The sequence below is a fragment of the Actinomyces sp. SKVG-SVH-4(1) genome (assembly GCF_048514265.1).
GTDB classification, from domain to species: Bacteria; Actinomycetota; Actinomycetes; order Actinomycetales; family Actinomycetaceae; genus Actinomyces; species Actinomyces oris.
On the sequence record NZ_JBGEVE010000002.1, the window covers coordinates 114,964 to 136,263 of the forward strand.

The 21,300-nt window shown below is 67.5% G+C and carries 20 protein-coding genes; 19 read left to right on the plus strand and 1 reads right to left on the minus strand.

Annotated elements, in window-relative coordinates; genetic code table 11:
* Positions 1-22: 22 nt before the first annotated feature.
* The 11 genes from ruvX to AB7V09_RS02500 all read left to right on the plus strand — a co-directional run bounded on the left by ruvX (position 23) and on the right by AB7V09_RS02500 (position 10,366).
* Complete coding sequence (gene ruvX, locus AB7V09_RS02450) at positions 23-538, plus strand: Holliday junction resolvase RuvX (RefSeq protein WP_004564842.1); 516 nt, start codon at positions 23-25, stop codon at positions 536-538.
* On the plus strand, positions 535-1,746 hold the full coding sequence (mltG, locus tag AB7V09_RS02455; protein ID WP_009405606.1) for an endolytic transglycosylase MltG: 1,212 nt from the start codon (positions 535-537) through the stop codon (positions 1,744-1,746). The genes ruvX and mltG overlap by 4 nt, the downstream gene beginning before the upstream one ends.
* Positions 1,739-2,719: a shikimate dehydrogenase gene (locus tag AB7V09_RS02460; RefSeq protein ID WP_009406273.1), complete on the plus strand. Its 981-nt coding sequence runs from the start codon at positions 1,739-1,741 to the stop codon at positions 2,717-2,719. Before mltG ends, AB7V09_RS02460 begins: the two co-directional genes overlap by 8 nt.
* A 70-nt stretch (positions 2,720-2,789) precedes the next feature.
* Entirely contained in the window at positions 2,790-4,022 is a 1,233-nt protein-coding gene (gene aroC, locus AB7V09_RS02465) for a chorismate synthase (RefSeq protein ID WP_043537657.1), read from the plus strand.
* Positions 4,023-4,098: 76 nt separating this feature from the next.
* Positions 4,099-5,967 carry a 3-dehydroquinate synthase gene (gene aroB / locus AB7V09_RS02470; RefSeq protein ID WP_419142825.1) on the plus strand — a complete coding sequence of 623 codons (1,869 nt, stop codon included), beginning with the start codon at positions 4,099-4,101 and terminating at the stop codon, positions 5,965-5,967.
* A complete protein-coding gene (locus AB7V09_RS02475) occupies positions 5,964-6,530 on the plus strand; it encodes a shikimate kinase (RefSeq protein WP_419142826.1) in 567 nt (188 codons plus the stop codon). Before aroB ends, AB7V09_RS02475 begins: the two co-directional genes overlap by 4 nt.
* Positions 6,531-6,620: 90 nt before the next feature.
* On the plus strand, positions 6,621-7,184 hold the full coding sequence (gene efp, locus AB7V09_RS02480; protein WP_009405746.1) for an elongation factor P: 564 nt from the start codon (positions 6,621-6,623) through the stop codon (positions 7,182-7,184).
* On the plus strand, positions 7,184-7,675 hold the full coding sequence (gene nusB / locus AB7V09_RS02485; RefSeq protein WP_419142827.1) for a transcription antitermination factor NusB: 492 nt from the start codon (positions 7,184-7,186) through the stop codon (positions 7,673-7,675). Before efp ends, nusB begins: the two co-directional genes overlap by 1 nt.
* A gap of 116 nt (positions 7,676-7,791) precedes the next feature.
* Positions 7,792-8,646 carry a hypothetical protein gene (locus AB7V09_RS02490; RefSeq protein WP_256699437.1) on the plus strand — a complete coding sequence of 285 codons (855 nt, stop codon included), beginning with the start codon at positions 7,792-7,794 and terminating at the stop codon, positions 8,644-8,646.
* 206 nt (positions 8,647-8,852) lie between these two features.
* The gene (locus AB7V09_RS02495) at positions 8,853-9,512 is read left to right on the plus strand and encodes a hypothetical protein (protein WP_419142828.1); all 660 of its coding nucleotides are present in this window, start codon (positions 8,853-8,855) and stop codon (positions 9,510-9,512) included.
* 146 nt (positions 9,513-9,658) lie between these two features.
* Positions 9,659-10,366 (plus strand): hypothetical protein, encoded by a 708-nt coding sequence (locus tag AB7V09_RS02500; RefSeq protein WP_256699439.1) that lies wholly within the window; start codon positions 9,659-9,661, stop codon positions 10,364-10,366.
* 108 nt (positions 10,367-10,474) lie between these two features.
* Here AB7V09_RS02500 and AB7V09_RS02505 read toward each other — a convergent pair whose 3' ends face one another.
* Positions 10,475-11,338, minus strand: coding sequence for a glycoside hydrolase family 16 protein (locus AB7V09_RS02505; protein WP_075413818.1), 864 nt, complete (start codon positions 11,336-11,338; stop codon positions 10,475-10,477).
* 391 nt (positions 11,339-11,729) lie between these two features.
* On the opposite strand from AB7V09_RS02505, the gene pyrR reads away from it, so the two are divergent.
* The 8 genes from pyrR to gmk all read left to right on the plus strand — a co-directional run bounded on the left by pyrR (position 11,730) and on the right by gmk (position 21,279).
* Positions 11,730-12,407, plus strand: a complete 678-nt coding sequence (gene pyrR, locus AB7V09_RS02510) for a bifunctional pyr operon transcriptional regulator/uracil phosphoribosyltransferase PyrR (RefSeq protein ID WP_075413819.1) — start codon at positions 11,730-11,732, stop codon at positions 12,405-12,407.
* On the plus strand, positions 12,404-13,393 hold the full coding sequence (locus AB7V09_RS02515; RefSeq protein WP_419142829.1) for an aspartate carbamoyltransferase catalytic subunit: 990 nt from the start codon (positions 12,404-12,406) through the stop codon (positions 13,391-13,393). Before pyrR ends, AB7V09_RS02515 begins: the two co-directional genes overlap by 4 nt.
* Complete coding sequence (locus AB7V09_RS02520; RefSeq protein ID WP_419142830.1) at positions 13,390-14,712, plus strand: dihydroorotase; 1,323 nt, start codon at positions 13,390-13,392, stop codon at positions 14,710-14,712. Before AB7V09_RS02515 ends, AB7V09_RS02520 begins: the two co-directional genes overlap by 4 nt.
* Positions 14,705-15,928, plus strand: a complete 1,224-nt coding sequence (gene carA / locus AB7V09_RS02525; protein ID WP_419142831.1) for a glutamine-hydrolyzing carbamoyl-phosphate synthase small subunit — start codon at positions 14,705-14,707, stop codon at positions 15,926-15,928. The genes AB7V09_RS02520 and carA overlap by 8 nt, the downstream gene beginning before the upstream one ends.
* 1 nt (position 15,929) lies before the next feature.
* Entirely contained in the window at positions 15,930-19,289 is a 3,360-nt protein-coding gene (gene carB / locus AB7V09_RS02530; protein WP_419142832.1) for a carbamoyl-phosphate synthase large subunit, read from the plus strand.
* Positions 19,286-20,164 (plus strand): orotidine-5'-phosphate decarboxylase, encoded by an 879-nt coding sequence (gene pyrF / locus AB7V09_RS02535; protein ID WP_419142833.1) that lies wholly within the window; start codon positions 19,286-19,288, stop codon positions 20,162-20,164. Before carB ends, pyrF begins: the two co-directional genes overlap by 4 nt.
* A 152-nt stretch (positions 20,165-20,316) precedes the next feature.
* Positions 20,317-20,628 carry an integration host factor, actinobacterial type gene (gene mihF / locus AB7V09_RS02540; RefSeq protein WP_009406210.1) on the plus strand — a complete coding sequence of 104 codons (312 nt, stop codon included), beginning with the start codon at positions 20,317-20,319 and terminating at the stop codon, positions 20,626-20,628.
* Positions 20,629-20,685: 57 nt separating this feature from the next.
* The gene (gene gmk / locus AB7V09_RS02545; protein ID WP_070510768.1) at positions 20,686-21,279 is read left to right on the plus strand and encodes a guanylate kinase; all 594 of its coding nucleotides are present in this window, start codon (positions 20,686-20,688) and stop codon (positions 21,277-21,279) included.
* Positions 21,280-21,300 lie beyond the last annotated feature (21 nt).

Consider the following 21,300-nt stretch of genomic DNA (forward strand, 5'->3'; position numbering starts at 1 on the left):
CCCCGCACGCGTAGCAGATCCTGTGACAGGCTCATCGGCTCAACCGGACCCGACGCAATTCCGTCCCGGTGTCCGCATCGCCTTCGATGTCGGAAAGGCACGTATTGGTGTCGCTCGTTGCGATCAGGACGCGATCCTGTCGTTTCCTGTGGTAACTCTCAGGCGGGACCGCTATGGTGCAGACCTCGACGAGGCCGTTGACCTCGTCGAGGAGTACGGTGCCTTCGAGGTGATCGTCGGTTTGCCCAAGCACATGGGCGGCGGCAGCTCGAGCTCAACCAGGGATGCCCGCCAGTGGGCGCGAGACCTGGCGAGCCGCCTGCCGCAGCGAGTGTGCGTCCGGCTGGTCGACGAGCGGCTCACCACCGTCTCTGCTCACCGGGATCTGCACGCGGCCGGCCTGAAGGAGAGGAGCTTCCGCGGTATTGTCGACCAAGCGGCAGCGGTCGTCATCCTCGAACAGGCCATCACCACTGAGCGGATGTCCGGGGTCCCGGCCGGTGAGCGAGTCCACCCGATCAAGAGAGGCAGAGCGTGAGCCACGACGATTTCTTCGCCGAGCTCGGCATCCAGCGCGATGAGGACGCTGGTGACGCCAAGGACAAGCCCAAGAGCCGCAGGCAGCGGCGCATGGAGAAGGTCGAGCGCCGTCAGCGCAAGCGGCGTCGGCACTGGCTGACCAGCCTTGTCATCGTCATCACCCTCGTGGCTGTCGGCGTCCTGGGCTACAAGGCCATCGGGATCATGCGCGACGCCTCCGCCCAGGCGACTCACGCCGAGGACTACAAGGGTGAGGGTGAGGGCGAGGTCACCGTGACGATCCCGGAGGGGGCCTCCGGAGCTGACATCGGAGACATCCTCCAGAGCAAGGGCGTCGTCGCCTCCGGCAAGGCCTTCACCAATGCGGCGAAGAACAACCCGAAGGGCAATACGATCCAGCCGGGTACCTACAAGCTCAAGAAGAAGATGTCCGCCAACTCCGCTCTCCAGGCGCTGCTCGATCCTGAGAGCAAGGGCGATCACACGCTGACCATCCCCGCCGGTGTCTCCAAGCAGATCGTCAAGGACCGGCTCAAGAAGGTCGGCAGCTTCACCGACGAGCAGATCGAGGCGGCCTATGCCGACTCCGCTGCCATCGGTCTGCCTGCCGAGGCCGGCGGTAATGTCGAGGGCTGGCTCGCCCCGGGCACCTACGACGTCACTGAGAACGCCACGCCGAAGGACCTGGTCAAGAAGATGGTCTCCCAGACCGTCACCCAGCTCAAAGAGCTCCAGGTGCCCAAGGAGGACTACCAGAAGGTGCTGACCAAGGCCTCCATCGTCGAGCGCGAGGTCAACAGTGAGCGGTACTACGGGCAGGCAGCGAGGGTCATCGAGAACCGTCTGTCGCAGACAGACGGCGAGACCCACGGCCTGCTCCAGATGGACTCGACAGTGCAGTACGGCCTGGGACGGTATGGAGGCATCCCCACCGAGGCGGAGACTCAGGACGCGAACAACCCGTACAACACCTACGTTCACAAGGGTCTCCCGCCCGGGCCGATCGGCAGCCCTGGCGAGGCGGCCATCAAGGCGGTGCTCAACCCGCCGGCCGGGAGCTGGCTCTACTTCGTCACGGTGAACCTCGAGACCGGCGAGACTCTGTTCGCCTCCACCAACGAGGAGCAGAAGACCAACACCAAGAAGCTCAACGACTACTGCAAGAAGAACCAGGAGATCTGCAACGGCGAGAAGAAGAGTGGCTGAGTCGCCGGCGGGGGAGATCCGCCACCGCGCCGCCGTCATCGGCAGTCCGGTGAGCCACTCGCTGTCACCCGTGCTGCACCGGGCCGCCTACGCCGGGCTCGGACTGGACGACTGGTCCTACGAGCGGCGCGAGACCGACTCGGAGGCGCTGTCGGCCCTGCTCGCCGAGCTGGCCGCTCCGGTTCAGGCCGGTCCGGCCTGGGCGGGCCTGAGTGTCACCATGCCCCACAAGCAGACGCTCCTGGCGCGCCTGGACGTCATCGACCCTCTCGCTGGGGCCGTCGGCGCTGTCAACACCGTGGTGGCACAGCGCAGCGGCGCAGGAAGTGCGCTCCTGGCCGGCTTCAACACCGACGTCGCCGGTATTGTCGGCGCGCTGCGGGAGACCACCCGTACACAGGAACCGGATTGCCCAGGCGTCCGCCCGCGAATCGAGCAGGCCGTGGTGCTCGGATCGGGTGCCACCGCCTGTTCCGCCCTCGCAGCGCTCGGAGAGCTCCGGGCCGGCCGGATCACCGTCGTGGCCCGACGACACGCCGGCCCCGGTCGTGCACTCAGCGCCGCCCACCGCATGGGGCTGGACATGGAGACCCTCACCTGGAAGCCTGCCGACTCCGCCTCCAACACCGAGGCGGCCCGGCGTCTGGCCGCAGCCGACGTCGTCATCTCGACCCTGCCCGCGCATGCGGCCGACCCGCTGGCAGACCCACTGAGGCAGGCCCTGGACCAGGCCGAGGGCACCCGCCCAGGAGCCGCCATGCTCGACGTCGTCTACGCCCCCTGGCCCACCGCCGTCGCCGGTGCCTGGGCGCAGGCCGGGGGAGCCCTCGCCCCGGGCTGGCTCATGCTTCTGCACCAGGCCGTGCCTCAGGTGCAGCTCATGACCGGGCAGCAGCCCGATATTGAACTCATGCGCACCGCGCTCCTAGCGGCCCTCGCCCCCACCACGGATACCTCGGAAACCTCCAACTGACCCGCACCACAGCGACGATCCAGGACGGGTGACACCGGCGGCGGCATCGGCGTGTGAGAGTATCTACCCCATGCTTCGATGGATGACGGCCGGGGAGTCCCACGGCGAGGCTCTGACCGCGGTGCTGGAAGGCGTGCCCGCGGGCGTGCGGATCACCAGTGAGGACATCCGGGCGGCACTGGCCCGGCGGCGACTGGGGCACGGGCGTGGTGCCCGCCAGGCCTTCGAGCGCGACGAGCTGCGGGTCCTGGGCGGCATCCGCCACGGGAGCACCATCGGCAGCCCCGTCGCCCTGCAGATCGGCAACTCCGAGTGGCCCAAGTGGTCCACGGTCATGAGCGCCGACCCCGTGGACCCCCACGACCTGCTCATCGACGCCGGCACCGGTGACGAGCGCGAGATCGCCCGCAACCGCCCGCTGACCCGCCCCAGGCCCGGGCACGCAGACCTGCCGGGGATGCTCAAGTACGACCTGCCCGAGGCCCGTCCGGTCCTGGAACGGGCCTCAGCCCGCGAGACCGCCGCCCGCGTGGCGCTGGGGGCCGTGGCCGAGGCCATCCTGGAGCAGGTGGCCGGTGTCAGCCTGGTCAGCCACGTCGTGCGGATCGGATCGGTTGCCCTGCCCGACGACGTACCCCCGCCGAGAGCTGAGGACACCGAGCGCCTCGACGCCGACCCCGTGCGCTGCACGGATCCGGCCACCAGTGCCGCCATGGTCGCCGAGATCGATGCCACCAGGAAGGACGGTGACACGCTCGGGGGCGTCGTCGAGGTCATCGCCACCGGTGTTCCGGTGGGACTGGGCACCCACGTCAGCGCCGACCGCCGCCTCGACGCGCGCCTGGCGGCCGCGCTCATGGGGATCCAGGCCGTCAAAGGCGTGGAGATCGGTGACGGCTTCACCGAGGCGGCCCGGCGGGGCTCAGCGGCTCACGACGAGATCGTCTCAGTGGACTGTGGAACGCTCACCCGGTCCACCAACCGCGCCGGTGGCATCGAGGGCGGTATCTCCAACGGCTCCGACGTGCGGGTACGGGCCGCCTTCAAGCCGATCTCCACGGTGCCCAGGGCCCTGCGCACCGTCGACCTGGCCACGGGCGAGCCCGCCACCGGGCTGCACCAACGCTCAGACGTGTGTGCCGTCGTCCCCGGAGCGGTCATTGCACAGGCCATGACTGCTCTGGTTCTGGCCGATCTTCTGCTGGACAAGACCGGAGGGGACTCGGTCGATGAGGCCGGACGCAACCTGCGTTCCTACCTGGACCGCATCGCTGAACGGACGCAGTGGCGAACCGAGCGGTGAATCTTGTGGCAAGTCGATCTGCTCGGGCGATACTGGTACGACCCACAGCGATCTCGACGGAGAGGGAGTCACGATCATGACCTGGAAGCGTGTTCCGACCATCGCTCTGCGCGACGACCAGCTGCCCCTGGTACTGGTGGGGCTGCCCGGCGCGGGCAAGACCACCCAGGCCAGGCTCCTGGCCCAGGCCCTGGGCGTCCAGGTCACTGACACCGACGCTGAGATCCGCCGGCGCGCCCGCATGACGATCCCAGAGATCTTCGCCGCCGAGGGGGAGGAGAGCTTCCGCGACCGCGAGCACCGGGCCATGCGGGCAGTCCTGGACTCCCCGGCGGCCGCTCAGGGTGTCATCGCCCTGGGCGGGGGAGCGGTGCTGCGCCCTGAGAACCGAGACCTGCTGCGCGGTCACACGGTCATCTACCTGTCCGCCTCTCCGAGCACTGCGGCCAAGCACGTGGGGGACGGGGCCGGGCGCCCGGTCATGGCTCCGGACGCGGACTCGGACCAGGCCCGTGCCGCTCAGCAGTGCTGTGAGGAGCAGGGCGAAAACGCGGGCGTCCTGGCGCGGATGGAATCCCTCCATGCTCAGCGCTCGCCGCTGTACTCCGAGGTCGCCACGCTGACCGTGCCCACTGATGGGCTCAGTCCCCAGCAGGTTGCCGCTCTCATCCTGGTGGCGCTGGGGGTCCAGACCTCTCAGGCAGTCGGTGTCCTGGCTCCCATGGCCGAGACGCAGACAGACTCGCCCGCTGCCCCGGACGGGGCCGACGCCTCGCCACGGCGCGTCCGCGTCCGGCCCGTGGCAACCACCGAGGCCAGCAGCGGCGCACGGAGGGTCACCGTCGGCGGCCCGAGCCCCTACGACGTCCTCATCGGCCACGGGATCCTGGCCGAGCTGCCCCGCATCGTGCAGGACGTCCCCGGAGCAGGTGCGGGTGGCGTCGCCGTCGTTCACGCCAAGGCGCTTGCCGACCGCGCCCGCGCTGCCGAAGCGGCGCTGACCGCCGAGGGGCTGCGCGTCCTGAGCGTCGAGGTCCCCGATGGGGAAGTAGCCAAGAAGGCGCGCGTCGCGGAGTACCTGTGGGAGCGGCTCGGCTCCTTCCGCCTGGGCCGTGACGGGCTCGTCATCGGACTCGGTGGCGGAGCGACGACGGACCTGGCCGGTTTCGCCGCCGCGACCTGGTTGCGGGGTGTTCCCGTGGTGCAGGTGCCCACCACGCTTCTGGCCATGGTGGACGCCGCCGTGGGCGGTAAGACGGGGATCGACACGCCGGCAGGCAAGAACCTGGTGGGTGCCTTCCACCCGCCGGCCGCTGTCATCGCCGACCTGGAGACGCTCTCCACGCTGCCGGCCTCCGAGCTGCGGGCCGGACTCGGTGAGGTCATCAAGTGCGGCCTGATCGCCGATTCGGTCATTCTCGACCGGGTCCTGGCCGATCCCGCCGACTGCCTGACCTGGGACTCGCCAGTACTGGCCGACCTGGTTGCCCGTTCGGTAGCGGTCAAGGCAGCCGTCGTGGGGGAGGATCTCACTGAGGCCGGCCTACGGGAGGTCCTCAACTACGGCCACACCTACGCCCACGCGATCGAGAAGGTCACCGGGTACTCCTGGCGTCACGGAGAGGCGGTGGCCGTCGGCTGCGTCTTCGCCGCCGAGATCGCCCACCGCAACGGCAGTCTGAGCAGTGACGCACTCGCCCTGCACCGGCAGAGCCTCGAGGCGGTCGGCCTGCCGACCCGCTTCCCCGAAGGGGAGGGACGCTGGGAGGAGCTCAAGGAGGCCATGATGAGCGACAAGAAGGTGCGCGGCGGCCGACTACGTCTCGTCCTGCTCGATGACATCGCCAGGCCCGTGCGGGTTCAGGCGCCGGTGGAGAGTATTCTCCTGTCGGCTCATGAGGCTGTCACCGGTGGGGCCCACCAAGCAGAAGGGCACCGCGGTTGAGTGCCACGGCACCGGGCTCACTCATCCTCATCGGCCCGCCGGGTGCCGGCTGCTCGAGCGTGGCCCGTGCCGTCGGGAGTGCCCAGGGCCTGCCCGTGCTCGATCTGGGGCGGCTCGTTGCCGACGAGCTGGGAACCCGCCCGGACCTGGCGCTCGTTGCGGTGCCGGAGACCGAGTACCGCCGCGTCGAGGCTGACACCGCTGTGAGGCTCCTGGAGCGTGCCCAGAGCGGGAGCGTCGTCGTCGCCCTGGGATCGGGCTGTCTGGAGGCTGCTGGAGTACGCCAGAGCCTTGAGCGTCTTAGGCTCGCCAACCGTCAGAGTCACCGCGTCGTGGCCCTGATCTGCGCCACCCGGGCCCTGGCCACCCGTAACGGTCTCGACGCACCCCGGTCCGTGGCCCTGGGAACCATCCACCACCAGTTCGTCCAGATGCTCCACGAGCGTCAGGCCCGGTGCCAGGACCTGGCCGACGTCGTCATCGACACCACCTCAACGACCCCAGACGAGGCCGGCAAGAAGGTCATGAGTGCCGTCGGAGCCGATTTGTCCCGCCACTCGTGATCGGTGCGACACGCCCGTCGCCGGGGGAGCGCAGTGCCTCGCGGTAGGATCAGCGCGTCCCAGATGCAATGCAACAGTGAGGAAACCCTCGTGGCCACGACGAACGACCTGAAGAACGGCATGGTGCTCAACCTTGAGGGCCAGCTGTGGCAGGTAGTGGAGTTCCAGCACGTCAAGCCCGGCAAGGGCCCCGCCTTCGTGCGTACCAAGATCAAGAACGTCCTGTCCGGCAAGACCGTTGACAAGACCTTCAACGCCGGCCTCAAGGTCGAGACCGCCACTGTCGACCGGCGTGACATGCAGTACCTCTACAAGGACGGCGACGACTACGTCTTCATGGACGTCAAGTCCTACGAGCAGACCTACGTCCCCTCAGCCACCGTCGGCGAGGCCGCCACCTTCATGCTGGAGAACCAGGAGGTCATCGTGGCCTTCCACGAGGACTCGGTGCTGTTCGTCGAGCTGCCGGCCTCCGTGGTCCTGACGATCTCCCACACCGAGCCGGGCCTGCAGGGCGACCGCTCCAGCGCCGGTACCAAGCCCGCCACGGTCGAGACCGGTGCTGAGATCCAGGTCCCGCTGTTCCTCAACACCGGTGACAAGGTCAAGGTGGACACCCGCTCCGGCTCCTACATCTCCCGCGTCAACGACTGATGACCGAGCATCCCGAGGAGGTCTCGATCCACTCGAGCCCCGCATCGCGCCACCCGGTCACCGCCCGCACCAAGGCGCGCCGGCGTGCCATCGAGATCCTCTTCGAGGCCGATCAGCGCGGGATGCTGAGCTCCGAGGGTTCCGAGGAGCTGCGTTCCTTCGCGCAGCTGCGCGCCGTCAGCTCGGCCAACCACACCGAGGCTCCTGCCTACACGCGGGAGATCCTCGACGGTCTGTGCGATCACCTGGGCGACGTCGACGAGACGATCCAGACCTACGCCCAGGGGTGGACCCTGGGGCGGATGCCGGCCGTCGACCGCGCCATTGCTCGAGTCGCCACCTGGGAGATCGTCTACAACGACGAGGTGGATGCGCCCGTCGCCGTGGATGAGGCCATGACGCTGAGCCGGATGCTCTCCACCGACGAGTCACCCAGGTACCTCGGTGGACTTCTGGGGCGTATCGGAGACCTCGCGGACACGTTGCGCTGAATCACGGCGCGCAGGGGCTCACGGCATGGGGATGACTCCCTATGCCGTGAGTTGCGTCCGTCCAGCAGCGGTGGCCTAGGCTGAGACCGCCCCCTCCGCCGATGCTGGAGTACTCCGTGAGTCAGCTACCTCCCCAGGATCCCAACGACTACCCCTACATCAAGGGCACCGGCGCACCGCTGGAAGGGCCAAGCGGCGTCGACAACCCTATAGCAGTACTGTCCGGCCCCCACGTGGCCGGCTACCCCTGGGCGGGATCGGGAATGCCCTACCCCACCGGGCCCCATCCCTTCGGAGGCCTCCCGCCGTCTCCAGCAGCACCCGGAGGCTATCCGTGGAACGGACCCACGCCTGTTCCTTACAGTCCCTACCCTCCAATGGGACTGAACCCGGTTCCTGGAATCGTCTGGAACGACCCGGTCCTCATGTGCGAGCGCAAGCGCTCCGCAACCCGCAAGGTCTCGCTCACCAGCGGCATCATCGGGCTCATCACCATGGTGATCCAGATGGCCATCATCGTCACCATGTTCCTCGCCATCGGGTACGCGGGCCAGCAGGGCGAGTTCTTGCTGTTCATGTCCCTTCTCATCGTGGTCCTCGCTCCGATGGCCGTTGGCCTTGGATGGGTCACCACCTTCATCCTGGCTCTGGTCGCCTGTATTCAGGCCCGTTCCCGCATGCCGCAGGTTCAGCCGGACGGATGGATCCAGGCCAAGACACCAACGCTGGCGCTGCTGGTCACCAGCATCGTGACGGGACTGCCCACCCTCATCATGTACGTGGTCCTGTACGAGGCACTCTCACGCGACGACACCGATGATTTCATCGATGGCTTCCTGGAGCCATTACTCATGTTCTGCGGCCTGACCCAGGTCCTGATCGTCGTGGGGTTCGTGTTTCTTCTCCGTATGAGCAAGGCACTGGACCCGGCGGTCGGAACATCTCAGGTCCCGGGAGGGCAGCCCGCATGATCTGTTCGCAGCAGCGATGCGAACTCTCGGGAGCCGACGTGTCATTGAGATGCTTGTCGACGCCGATCACTGCGGGATGCTGGGCGCTGGTACAGGGTGCGAGGAGGCTCGCGGCATGGGGTGGGCTCCCTATGCCCTGAGCTGCACCTATCCGACGCGGATGACCTAGGCTGCGGCCATCCCCTTTGCCAATGCCGGAGTACCCCATGAGCCACCTACCTCCCCAGAATCCCAACCGCGACCCCCATATCCAGGGCGCCGGCCACCCACGGAACACCCCTACGCCTGTTCCTTACGGCCGCTACAACCCTCCGGTGGGGCAGATGCCTGCTGCTGGCTTCGGCTGGAATGACCCGGTCTTGATGGAGGTTCAGCGCAAGCGCTCCGCGACCCGCACGGTCTCGGTCGCCGGCAGCATCATCGGGCTCATCACCATGAGTATTCAGGTGATCGCCACCAGCTCCGTATTCGTCGCTTACATCTTGCCGCCCCTGGAATTTGTGTTCCTCGCCCTTCTCATGGCGATCGCCGCCCCGTTCGTCGTTGGCCTCGGGTGGATCGTGACGTTCATCCTCGGTCTTATCGCCTGTATTCGGGCGAACTCCCGGACGCCTCAGGTCCAGCCCGACGGATGGATCGAGGCCAAGATGCCAACGTCGGCTCTGCTGGCGGCGAGTATCGTGGCGGGACTTCCCACTCTCGTTATTTTTCTTACTTGGTTCTGGCAGATCCACCGGGGCACCGACACCTACGTCCTCTACGCAGTGCTCGTCGTCAGCTACCTGGTGCAGGTTCTGATCGCAGTGGGATTCATCGTTCTGCTCCGTAAGAGCAAGGCACTGGACCCAACGGTGAGAGCGTCTTAGGTGCAGGGAGCTCGAATGCTGAGCGCTGAGGCATGGACTGAGGGGCTCGCGGCACATGGGGTGGACTCCCTATGCCGCGAGCTGTGCCCATCCGACGCGGTTGACCTAGGCTGCGGCCATCCCCTTTGCCAATGCCGGAGTACCCCATGAGCCACCTACCTCCCCAGAATCCCAACAACGACCCCCATATCCAGGGCGCCGGCCACCCACGGAACGCTCCCACGGCTGTTCCTTACGGCCGCTACAACCCTCCGGTGGGGCAGACGTCTGCTGCCGGCTTCGGCTCGATCGACCCGGTCTTGATGGAGGTTCAGCGCAAGCGCTCCGCGACCCGCAAGGTCTCCGTCGCCAGCAGCATCATTGGGCTCATCACCATGATCATCCAGATGATCATCACCACTTACTTGTTCGTCGGTATCAACGTCACGGGGGAAGAGAACCTGGGGCCCGCGTTGCTGTCGCTTGTCATGCTGATCGCCGCCCCGTTCGTCGTTGGCCCCGGGTGGATTGCTACGTTCACCCTTGCTCTCATCGCCTGTATTCGGGCGCATTCCCGCACGCCTCGGGTCCAGCCCGACGGATGGATCGAGGCCAAGATGCTAGCGTCGGCCTTGCTTACCGGGAGTATCGTGGCGGGACTTCCCATCCTCATCATTTATCTCACTTGGTTCTCGTCGGCCTTGTTTGGCTCCGCTGCTGTGAATACGAACGCCGACTTCTTGCAATCGCAGCTTGTCGTCTGTGACCTGGTGGAGGTTTTTATCATAGTGGGGTTCGTGTTTCTTCTCCGCAAGAGCAAGGCGCTTGACCCTGCGATCAGAGTTCCTCAGGCCCCGGGGACGCAGTCGGCATGATCCGGTCCCAGTGCCGGTGATAACTCGGCCGCCGGCGCAGCCCCTCAGCTCGCACCGACGCGTCCTGGTGTACCAGGCCGGAGCGCGGGCTGAGGGGCGCCGCATCAGCTACTCATCCATCGCCCGTACGACGATGTAGTCAATATCCACCTGGGCCTGCGTGAAGCCCTCATGCTTGAGTCGCCCCCGGTGGATGCTTCCGCTGTGCGTGGTCAGGCAGATGTGGTATGCGGCGTCGTCACCGAAGCAGGCATCAAACTCCTTCTGCGATGCTGAACGCAAGACCTCGTGGTAGGGCTGACCGTCAAAGAGGAAGAGAATGCTCTCGGGGGTCTTCTCCATCCCGTAGGTGTGCCACTGGGTGAGATTGGGCCGCGGCGAGACCCCCAGGTTGCTTCCTGTACCCCCCGCCTGGCCGTAGTGCACAGTTGACTCGGCGATGCCGGTGGCGCTGCCGCCGCCATAGGTCTCCACAACATCGATCTCGCCACCATTGTCGTCGTCGTCCGGCCGCAGCCAGATGCCCGCGAAGAGGCCCTCAGCCGACTGGGGGAAACGCGCCCTGGTCTCCAAGGAGCCGTAGACGAAGGAGAACAGCCCCTGCGTGGTGACAAAGGCCTGGTCGACGTAGCGCAGGGTCGGCTCCTTGTCGAAGCGGTTCTGGAAGCCCTTGAGAGGGGTGGCGCGCTTGCGCCACAGGACGTGACCGACACCGTTGCTGACGCTGTGGGTGTCATGGGTGAACACCCCCCAGTCGTAGCTGGCGCAGGACTCGGGCTCTGAGCGGTTGTCCCGCCACCGTGACGGGGAGAAGTCCGTTCCGTCAGAGAACTGCTCAGTGAAGATGACGCTGCTGAAGTCGTAGGAGGACTCCGCAGCCGCTGCCTGAGAGGGGGAGGCGAGACCGGCGGCGGCCAGTCCTGCCCCGGCGCTGAGGCCGGTGATGATCGAACGTCGAGTAGGGAGTGTCATGAGGGCATTCCTTGCTTGAGAAGAAGTCGCTGACGCAGCAGCAACACCGGACCTTGCCTGCCCTGCGACATCGTTCAGCTCTCAATCGGGCTCAGATGGATCCGGCACTCACTTCTCAAGCTCTCGACATGTTGTGACGATCTCGCAGTCAGCGTCTGACGACGCCTGAGCATTGGGCTAAGACTAAACATTGTTACGGATAGTTTGTAGATGCGAAACACGTCCTGTTGCGATCGTCGTCAGGTGCTGAGCCGTTCCGCAGCCGTTGGCGTGACCTTCGTCTCCGAAGGTCGTGCTGTGTGGGCGAGCACATCCTGCCGGAGGTGACGTACACTCGATGGCGACCAACATCCTTTAAGTCCGTCCAGAGAGGCGGGGAAGGAGGCCTGAAATGGCCGAAAGTTTGTCAGGCGCCTCTGGCGCACCGATCCAGGGCAAGGAGATCCTCGGACCTCCCGATATAGCCCGTTCCCTGTTCCGTATCGCGCACGAGATTCTGGAGCGCAACCACGGGACGCAGGACATCGTCGTCCTCGGGATCCCCAGTGGGGGAGCACCACTCGCGCACAGACTCGTTGAGGCGCTCGCCGTCGCTTCGAGCGAAGGAACGCAGTGGTCCAAGCAGGCCGAGCAGGCCGAGCAGGCACAGGCCGCCGCCAAGGTCCCGGTCGGCACCCTGGACATCACCATGTACCGCGATGACCTGGGACGTCACCCCATCCGTGTTCCCCGTCCCACGGAGATCCCCCAGGGGGGCATTGACGGCAAGGTCGTCATCCTCGTCGACGACGTCCTCTACTCCGGGCGCACCATCCGGGCCGCCCTCGACGCCCTGGGCGCGGTGGGCCGCCCCCGGGCCGTGCAGCTGGCCACGCTCGTGGACCGCGGACACCGGGAGCTGCCCATCCGAGCCGACTATGTGGGTAAGAACCTGCCGACCTCCCGCACCGAGAAGGTCGTGGTCTCCCTGACCGAGCTCGGCGCCTCCACCGACGCCGTCACCATCGTCCCCGCAGACGTCCCCACTGAGCGTTCGAGCGAGCGCAGCAACCAGGAGGCCACCCGATGAAGCACCTGCTCTCCGCCAAGGACCTGACCCACGACGAGGCGGTCATGGTCCTGGACACCGCCGAGGCGATGGCCGCCACCCAGCGTCATGCGGTCAAGAAGCTCCCGACGCTGCGCGGCAAGACCGTGGTGAACCTCTTCTTCGAGGACTCCACCCGCACCAGGCTCTCCTTCGAGGCCGCCGCCAAGCGCCTGAGCGCCGACGTCATCAACTTCTCGGCCAAGGGCTCCTCAGTGTCCAAGGGCGAGTCCCTCAAGGACACCGCCCAGACGATCATGGCCATGGGGGCGGACGCCGTCGTCGTGCGCCACTCCGCCTGCGGCGCCGCGCACCTGCTGGCCCACGCCGGCTGGATCAACGTGCCGGTCCTCAACGCAGGCGACGGCACCCACCAGCACCCCACCCAGGCCCTTCTGGACGCCATGACGCTGCGGCGCTGGTACGTCCCCGGAGCGCCGGCCACAGCGGACGGCAGCCCCGCCCCGCAGGGGCGGGACCTGGAGGGCGCCCGCCTCATCATCGTCGGAGACGTCCTGCACTCCCGGGTGGCCCGCTCCAACGTGGACCTCATGACGGCGCTCGGCGCGAAGGTCACACTCGTAGCGCCGCCCACGCTACTGCCCGTCGGCATGGACGACTGGCCCTGCGAGGTCTCCTACAACCTCGATGAGGCGATCGAGGAGATTCAGCCCGACGCCGTCATGATGCTGCGCGTCCAGCGCGAGCGCATGAGTGCCGCAGGAGGGGGCTTCTTCCCGAGCCCTGGCGAGTACTCCAGCGTCTACGGCCTCACCTCCGCCCGTCGCCGGGCCATGCCGGAGCACGCGATCGTCATGCACCCCGGCCCCATGAACCGTGGCCTCGAGATCACCGCCGAGGCCGCCGACGACCCCCGCTCGCGCATCATCGAGCAGGTCGGCAACGGAGTCTCCGTCCGTATGGCCGCCCTCTACCTCCTCCTCGCTGACGAAGGGAACCAGCTGTGACCTCCCACCTCCTGACCGGTGTCCGCCCCTACGGCGAGGACCCCACTGACATTCTCATCACCGATGGCACCATCACCGCCATCGGCCCTGACGCTGCGACGAAGGCCCCGGCCGACGTCCAGCGCCATGACCTGGACGGGCTCATCGCCCTGCCCGGGCTCGTCGACATCCACACTCACCTGCGCGAGCCCGGAGGGGAGTCCGCCGAGACCATCTACTCCGGTACCCGCGCCGCAGCCGTCGGCGGCTACACCGCCGTTTTCGCGATGGCCAACACCACGCCCGTCCAGGACAACGCCGGTGTCGTGGAGCAGGTGCTGCGGCTGGGCCGTGAAGCCGGCTGGGTGGACGTCCACCCGGTGGGCGCCGTCTCGGCGGGGCTGGCCGGTGAGCACCTGTCCGACATGGGTGCCATGGCGACCTCCGCCGCCCGGGTGCGGGTCTTCTCCGACGACGGCAAGTGCGTCTCCGACCCCGTCCTCATGCGCCGGGCCCTGGAGTACGTCAAGTCCTTCGACGGCGTCATCGCCCAGCATGCTCAGGACCCCCGCCTCACCGAGGGCTCCCAGATGCACGAGGGCGTCGTCTCCGCCGAGCTGGGACTGCGTGGCTGGCCGGCGGTGGCCGAGGAGTCGATCATCGCCCGCGACGTCCTGCTGGCCGAGCACGTCGGCTCGCGTCTGCACGTGTGCCACCTGTCCACCGCCGGCAGCGTCGGGATCATCCGCTGGGCCAAGTCCCGCGGCATCAATGTCACCGCTGAGGTCACACCGCACCACCTCCTGCTGACCGATGAGATGGCCCGCACTTACTCCCCGCTGTACAAGGTCAACCCCCCGCTGCGCACGGCCGAGGACGTCGAGGCGGTTCGCGAGGCCCTGGCCGATGGCACCATCGACGTCGTCGGCACCGACCACGCCCCGCACCCCGTGGAGGACAAGGACTGCGAGTGGCAGGCCGGAGCCTTCGGTATGACCGGCCTGGAGACCGCACTGAGTGTCCTGATCGAGACGATGGTCGCCACCGGCCGCATGACCTGGCGCGACATCGCCCGGGCCATGTCCTCGACCCCGGCCCGCATCGGCCGCCTGAGCGACCAGGGCTGCGAGCTCGAGGTCGGCGCCCCGGCCAACATCACTGTGGTCGACCCCGAAGTGCGCCGCACCGTCGACGCCTCCGCCCAGTGGACCAGCTCCACCAACACCCCCTACGCCGGGATGGAGCTGCCGGGACAGGTCATGGCCACCTTCCTCCACGGCCGCCCCACCGTGCTCGACGGCGCTCCCGTTGAGGCTCCCACCGGCTCGGCTCATGCCTGAGCTGAGCCACCGCCCAGCCGCCCTCCTCGTGCTGGAGGACGGCTGGGCCCTGCGGGGCCGCAGCTACGGGGCCCAAGGGCGCACCATTGGAGAGATCGTCTTCTCCACCGGGATGACCGGGTACCAGGAAACACTGACCGATCCCTCCTACCACCGCCAGATCGTCGTACAGACCGCGCCACACATCGGTAACACCGGGGTCAACGACGAGGATGCCGAGTCGGACCGTATCTGGGTGGCCGGCTACGTCGTACGCGAACCGGCCCGGAGGGCCTCCAGCTGGCGCTCCCGTCGGGAGCTGGAGGACGATCTGCGTGACGCCGGCATCGTTGGCCTCTGCGAGGTCGACACCCGGGCCCTGACCCGGCATCTGCGCGAGGCGGGTGCGATGCGTGGCGGCATCTTCTCCGGGGACGCCCTGCCTGCCGGAGGCACTGACCCCGGTGGTCCCAGCCAGGCCTGCATCGACATCTGCCTGGAGGCCGTGCGCAGTGAGCCGCCCATGAGCGGCCGCGCCCTGGCCGCCGAGGTGACCACTCCCTCCGGCTACGTCGTCGAGCCCACCGGACCGGCCGAGGGACAGGAGCCGGTCGCGGTGCTGGTCGCCATCGACCTGGGCATCAAGTCCCGCACCCCGTGGCAGTTCGCTGAGCGCGGCGTACGCGTTCACGTCCTGCCCCAGTCCGCCACCCTCTCCGAGATCCTTGCCCTCAGGCCCGATGGCGTCCTGTTCTCCAACGGCCCCGGAGACCCGGGGACAGCGGACGCCGAGATCGAGCTCCTGCGAGGCGTCCTCGACGCGCGCATCCCCTTCTTCGGCATCTGCTTGGGCAACCAGCTGCTGGGACGTGCCCTGGGCTACGGCACCTACAAGCTCACCTACGGGCACCGCGGCGTCAACCAGCCCGTTCTGGACCGTGCCACCGGCAAGGTGGAGATCACGGCCCACAACCACGGCTTCGCCGTCGACGCCCCCATCGATGAGCCCTCTGTAGCCCCCTTCGACAACGGTCGCTACGGTCGGGTGGAGGTCTCCCACCTGGGACTCAATGACGGTGTGGTCGAAGGGCTACGGGCGCTGGACCTGCCGGCCTTCTCCGTCCAGTACCACCCCGAGGCCGCTGCTGGACCCCATGACGCCGAGCACCTCTTCGACCGATTCATCCGCCTCATGCGGGAGCACCGCCGGGGCCAGGACCGCGAGGACACGAACTGACATGCCTGTTCGCCCTGATATCAGCTCCGTCCTGGTCATCGGATCGGGCCCCATCGTCATCGGACAGGCCTGCGAGTTCGACTACTCCGGCACCCAGGCCTGCCGCGTCCTGCGTGCTGAGGGAATCCGCGTCATCCTGGTCAACTCCAACCCGGCCACGATCATGACCGACCCCGACGTCGCCGACGCCACCTATATCGAGCCGATCACCCCCGAGGTGCTGACCACCATCATCGCCAAGGAACGGCCCGACGCCCTCCTGCCCACCCTGGGCGGGCAGACCGCCCTCAACGCCGCCATGAGCCTGGTCGAGCGGGGCGTGCTCGATGAGTACGACGTCGAGCTCATCGGCGCCTCCGCCGCGGCCATCAACGCCGGGGAGGACCGTGACGAGTTCAAGGACGTCGTCGAGCGTTGTGGCGCCAAGGTCGCCCGCAGCGTCATCGCCCACACCATGGATGAATGCCGCGCCGGGGTCGATGCCCTGGGCGGATACCCGGTCGTCGTGCGCCCCTCCTTCACGATGGGCGGCCTGGGCAGCGGTGTCGCCTTCAATGACTCGGACCTGCATCGCATCGCCGGAGCGGGTCTGGCGGCCTCCCGCACCACCGAGGTCCTCCTGGAGGAGTCGATCCTGGGCTGGAAGGAGTACGAGCTCGAGCTCATGCGCGACACCGCCGACAACGTGGTGGTCGTGTGCTCCATCGAGAACGTCGACCCCGTGGGAGTGCACACCGGCGACTCCATCACGGTCGCCCCGGCCCTGACCCTCACCGACCGCGAGCTCCAGAGGCTGCGGGACATCGGCATCGCCGTCATCCGGGAGGTCGGGGTCGATACCGGTGGCTGCAACATCCAGTTCGCCGTCGACCCGGCCACCGGCAGGATCATCGTCATCGAGATGAACCCCCGCGTCTCGAGGTCCTCAGCCCTGGCCTCGAAGGCCACCGGCTTCCCGATCGCCAAGATCGCCGCACGCCTGGCCGTGGGGTACACGCTCGACGAGATCCCCAACGACATCACCGGCTCAACCCCGGCCTCCTTCGAACCGACCCTGGACTACGTGGTCGTCAAGGTGCCGCGCTTCGCCTTCGAGAAGTTCCGGGGCGCTGACCCCCGGCTCACCACCACCATGAAATCGGTCGGCGAGGCCATGGCCATCGGTCGCTCCTATACGGAAGCCCTCCAGAAGGCCTTGCGCTCTCTGGACAAGAAGGGAACCGTCTTCCACTGGGACGGACCGGCGCCCAGCCAGCAGCAGACCGCTGAGCTGCTGGAGTCCATCGCCGTGCCCACCGAGCACCGGCTGGTCGACCTCCAGCAGGCCGTGCGCGGTGGAGCCACCATTGCTCAGCTCCACGAGGCCACCCGCATCGACCCCTGGTTCCTGGACCAGATGCTGCTTCTTGAGGAGGTGGCCCAAGAGGTCAAGGGCGCACCCGCGCTTACCGCGGACGTCCTGGCCCTGGCCAAGCGCCACGGCTTCTCCGACGTCCAGGTCGCCTCCCTGCGCGGCATCAGTGAGGACACGGTGCGAGAGGTCCGCCATGCCTTCGGCCTGCGGCCCGTCTACAAGACCGTTGACACCTGCGCCGCCGAGTTCGCCTCACGCACCCCCTACCTCTACTCCAGCTACGACCTGGAGACCGAGGTGGCATCCCGCGAGCGTGAGGCCGTCATCATCCTGGGCTCGGGTCCTAACCGGATCGGCCAGGGCATTGAGTTCGACTACTCCTGTGTTCACGCCGCGATGGCGCTGTCCGATCGCTACGAGACCGTCATGGTGAACTGCAACCCTGAGACCGTCTCCACCGACTACGACATCTCCGATCGGCTCTACTTCGAGCCTCTGACCTTCGAGGACGTCATCGAGATCTACGAGGCCGAGCTGGCAGCCGGACCCGTGACCGGTGTCATCGTCCAGCTCGGTGGTCAGACACCGCTGTCCTTGGCGGCCAGGCTGGCCGAGGCCGGGGTGCCGATCCTGGGGACGAGTCCCGAGGCGATCGACGCCGCCGAGGACCGTGAGGCCTTCGGGGTCGTTCTTCAGCGTGCCGGTCTGCCCGCACCGGCGCACGGCACCGCTCTGAGCGACGAGCAGGCGCGCTCAGTCGCCCAGGGCATTGGCTATCCGGTCCTGGTGCGCCCCAGCTACGTGCTCGGCGGCCGCGGTATGGAGATCGTCTACGACGCCCAGGGTCTCGACGACTATCTCCAGCGCGCCGGTCTTGAGCCCGGCGGCGTCTACGGTACTGGGCCACTACTCATCGACCGTTTTCTCGACGACGCCATCGAGATCGATGTTGACGCCCTGTACGACGGCAGTGAGCTGTTCCTCGGTGGCGTCATGGAGCATATCGAGGAGGCCGGCATCCACTCCGGTGACTCCGCCTGCGTCATGCCGCCCATGACCCTGTCCGACACGGAAATCGCTCGCATCCGGCGCTCCACTGAGGCGATCGCCAAAGGTGTGGGCGTGCAAGGGTTACTCAACATCCAGTTCGCCCTGGTCTCCGACGTTCTCTACGTCATCGAGGCCAACCCCAGGGCCTCGCGCACAGTCCCCTTCGTCTCGAAGGCATCCGGTGTGCAACTGGCCAAGGCGGCGGCCCTCATCATGACGGGGGAGACGATCGCCTCGCTCAGGCGCTCCGGTCGCCTTCCCGAGGCCGACGCCGCCGTCACCGATCCCGATGACCCGATCGCCGTCAAGGAGGCGGTCCTGCCCTTCAAACGGTTCCGTACCACCGAGGGCCGAGTGGTCGACACGATCCTGGGGCCGGAGATGCGTTCCACCGGCGAGGTCATGGGCTACGACGTCGACTTCCCGCGGGCCTTCGCCAAGTCCCAGGCCGGTGCCTACGGCGGTCTACCAGGAGAGGGAACGCTGTTCGTCTCGGTGGCCGACCGGGACAAGCGAGCCATCATCCTGCCGGTGGCTCGGCTCGCGGAGCTCGGCTTCACGGTCCTGGCCACGACCGGGACCGCACAGGTGCTGCGCCGCAACGGGATCGACGCCTTGGCGGTGCGCAAGATCAGCCAGGGCGTTGGCGACCACGGCGAGCAGACGATCGCCGAGCTCATCGAGTCCGGAGCCATCGACATGGTGGTCAACACCCCCAAGGGCCAGGGGGCCCGCGCCGACGGCTACTCCATCCGCGCGGCCACCACCGGTGCCGACCGTCCCATCATCACCACCGTCCAACAGCTCCAGGCAGTGGTCCAGGCCCTCGAGGCCCAGCTGCGCGGTCCCTTCCGGGTTCGCAGCCTCCAGGAGCACATCGCCGCCCGCCGATCCCGGCGAGGCTCGGTATCCGAGTCCCACCCCGTGGCCCCCGTTGACGACAAGGAGACCAGATGAGTTCCGCCGCCGCTCACCAGACCAGTCGACGCCCCTTCGGAGCCCGCCTGGCTGACGCCATGGACGACCACGGGCCCCTGTGCGTCGGCATCGACCCCCACCCGAACCTGCTCGAGGCCTGGGGCCTGGCCGACTCGGCCGCAGGCCTGCGGGACTTCGCCCTGCGGACCATCGATGCGGTTGGTGGACACGTGGCCGCCGTCAAGCCCCAGTCCGCTTTCTTCGAGCGTCATGGCAGCGCCGGCATCGCGGTCCTCGAGGAGGCCCTGGCAGCCCTACGCGACCTCGGCACCTTGTCCGTTCTCGACGTCAAGCGCGGGGACATCGGTTCCACGATGGCCGGCTACGCTCAGGCCTACCTGTCCGACGACGCTCCTACAGCCGCCGACGCCATCACCGTCTCGCCCTACCTGGGCTACGGTTCCCTCACACCTGCACTCAACCTCGCCGAGACCAACGGACGCGGCGTCTTCGTCCTGGCCCTGACCTCCAATCCGGAAGGAGCCGGCGTCCAGCACGCCGTCAACGGGGACCAGGCCGTGGCCGCCGGCATCGTGGAGGGCGTGACCGCCTCCAACGCCCAGGCCAGTGGCGAAGGCAGGCTCGGCAGCATCGGGCTGGTCATCGGCGCCACCGTCGGTGGGGCCGTGAGCGACCTGGGAATCGACCTGCAGCGCGCCAATGGTCCGTTGCTGGCGCCGGGCGTGGGCGCCCAAGGCGCTGGGCCGGCCGAGCTGGAGGCGGTTTTCGGAACGGCGCGCCGTCAGGTCCTGGCCTCCACCTCACGCGGGGTTCTCAAGGCGGGACCCTCCATCGACGAGCTGCGAAAAGCAGCGTCGGCATCCGCCTATGAGGCCGCAACAGCCCTGCGCTGAGTCTGGAGGTGCTGCAGCCCGCCTCGGATTGAGGATGTGTGCGGAAACACGAAGTCGGTGGTGGAATATAGGCCCCTGCGAATGCGAGTACACCTGGCCCGACTTATGCTCGTGGTGCGGGTCACTGGTATTCGACCGGGAGGAGACACACCATGACGCTTCCGACGTTGACACCCGAGCAACGGGCTCAGGCACTGGAGAAGGCTGCAGCGGCGCGATCGCATCGCGCCCGTATCAAGTCCGAGCTCAAGAGCGGGGAGCTCAAGCTCTCCGAGTTCTTCACCGCCTCAGAGACGGATGATGTCTTGGGCAAGATGAAGGTCAGAGCACTGCTCATCTCCCTGCCACGCGTGGGGACCACAACAGCTGATGCCATCCTCGCTGACGTGCATATCGCCGAGTCGCGGCGAGTGCGTGGGCTGGGAGCGAACCAGCGGGCGGCACTCGTGGAGCGCTTCGGCTAGGAAGGCCGCTTTGACGCTGGGTCGTGCCGACGGGTCCCGGTAGGCCATGATGTGGCCATGACCGACGTTGCTGCCACAGACCCGTCCGTTCCCGCTCTCGCCCGCCTGACCGTTCTGGCCGGCCCCACGGCGGTGGGTAAGGGCACTGTCGTCACCGAGCTGCGCAGACGCCATCCAGACCTGTTCATCTCGGTCTCGGCCACCACCCGTCGGCCTCGTCCCGGTGAGGTCGACGGCGTGCACTATCACTTCGTCAGCGATGAGGACTTCGACTCGCTCGTCGCCAGTGGCCAGATGCTGGAGTGGGCACTGGTCCACGGAGCGCATCGTTACGGCACCCCCCGGGGCCCGGTCCAGGACCGGCTCGATGCCGGATGCCCCGCACTGTTGGAGATCGACCTGGACGGTGCCCGGCAGGTGCGTCGGGCGATGCCTGAGGCCCGCCTCGTCTTCCTCGCGCCGCCGAGCTGGGAGGAGCTCGTCCGCAGGCTCGTCGGTCGCGGTACTGAGGATGCCCATGAGCAGGAACGGCGCCTGGCCACGGCCCGCACCGAGCTGGACGCGGCCGGCGAGTTCGACCACGTCGTCATCAACGACACCGTGGCGAGCGCCACCGCGGAGCTGGAGAGACTCATGGGATTGGGCAGTTAGAATAACGTGGCTCTGAACTAT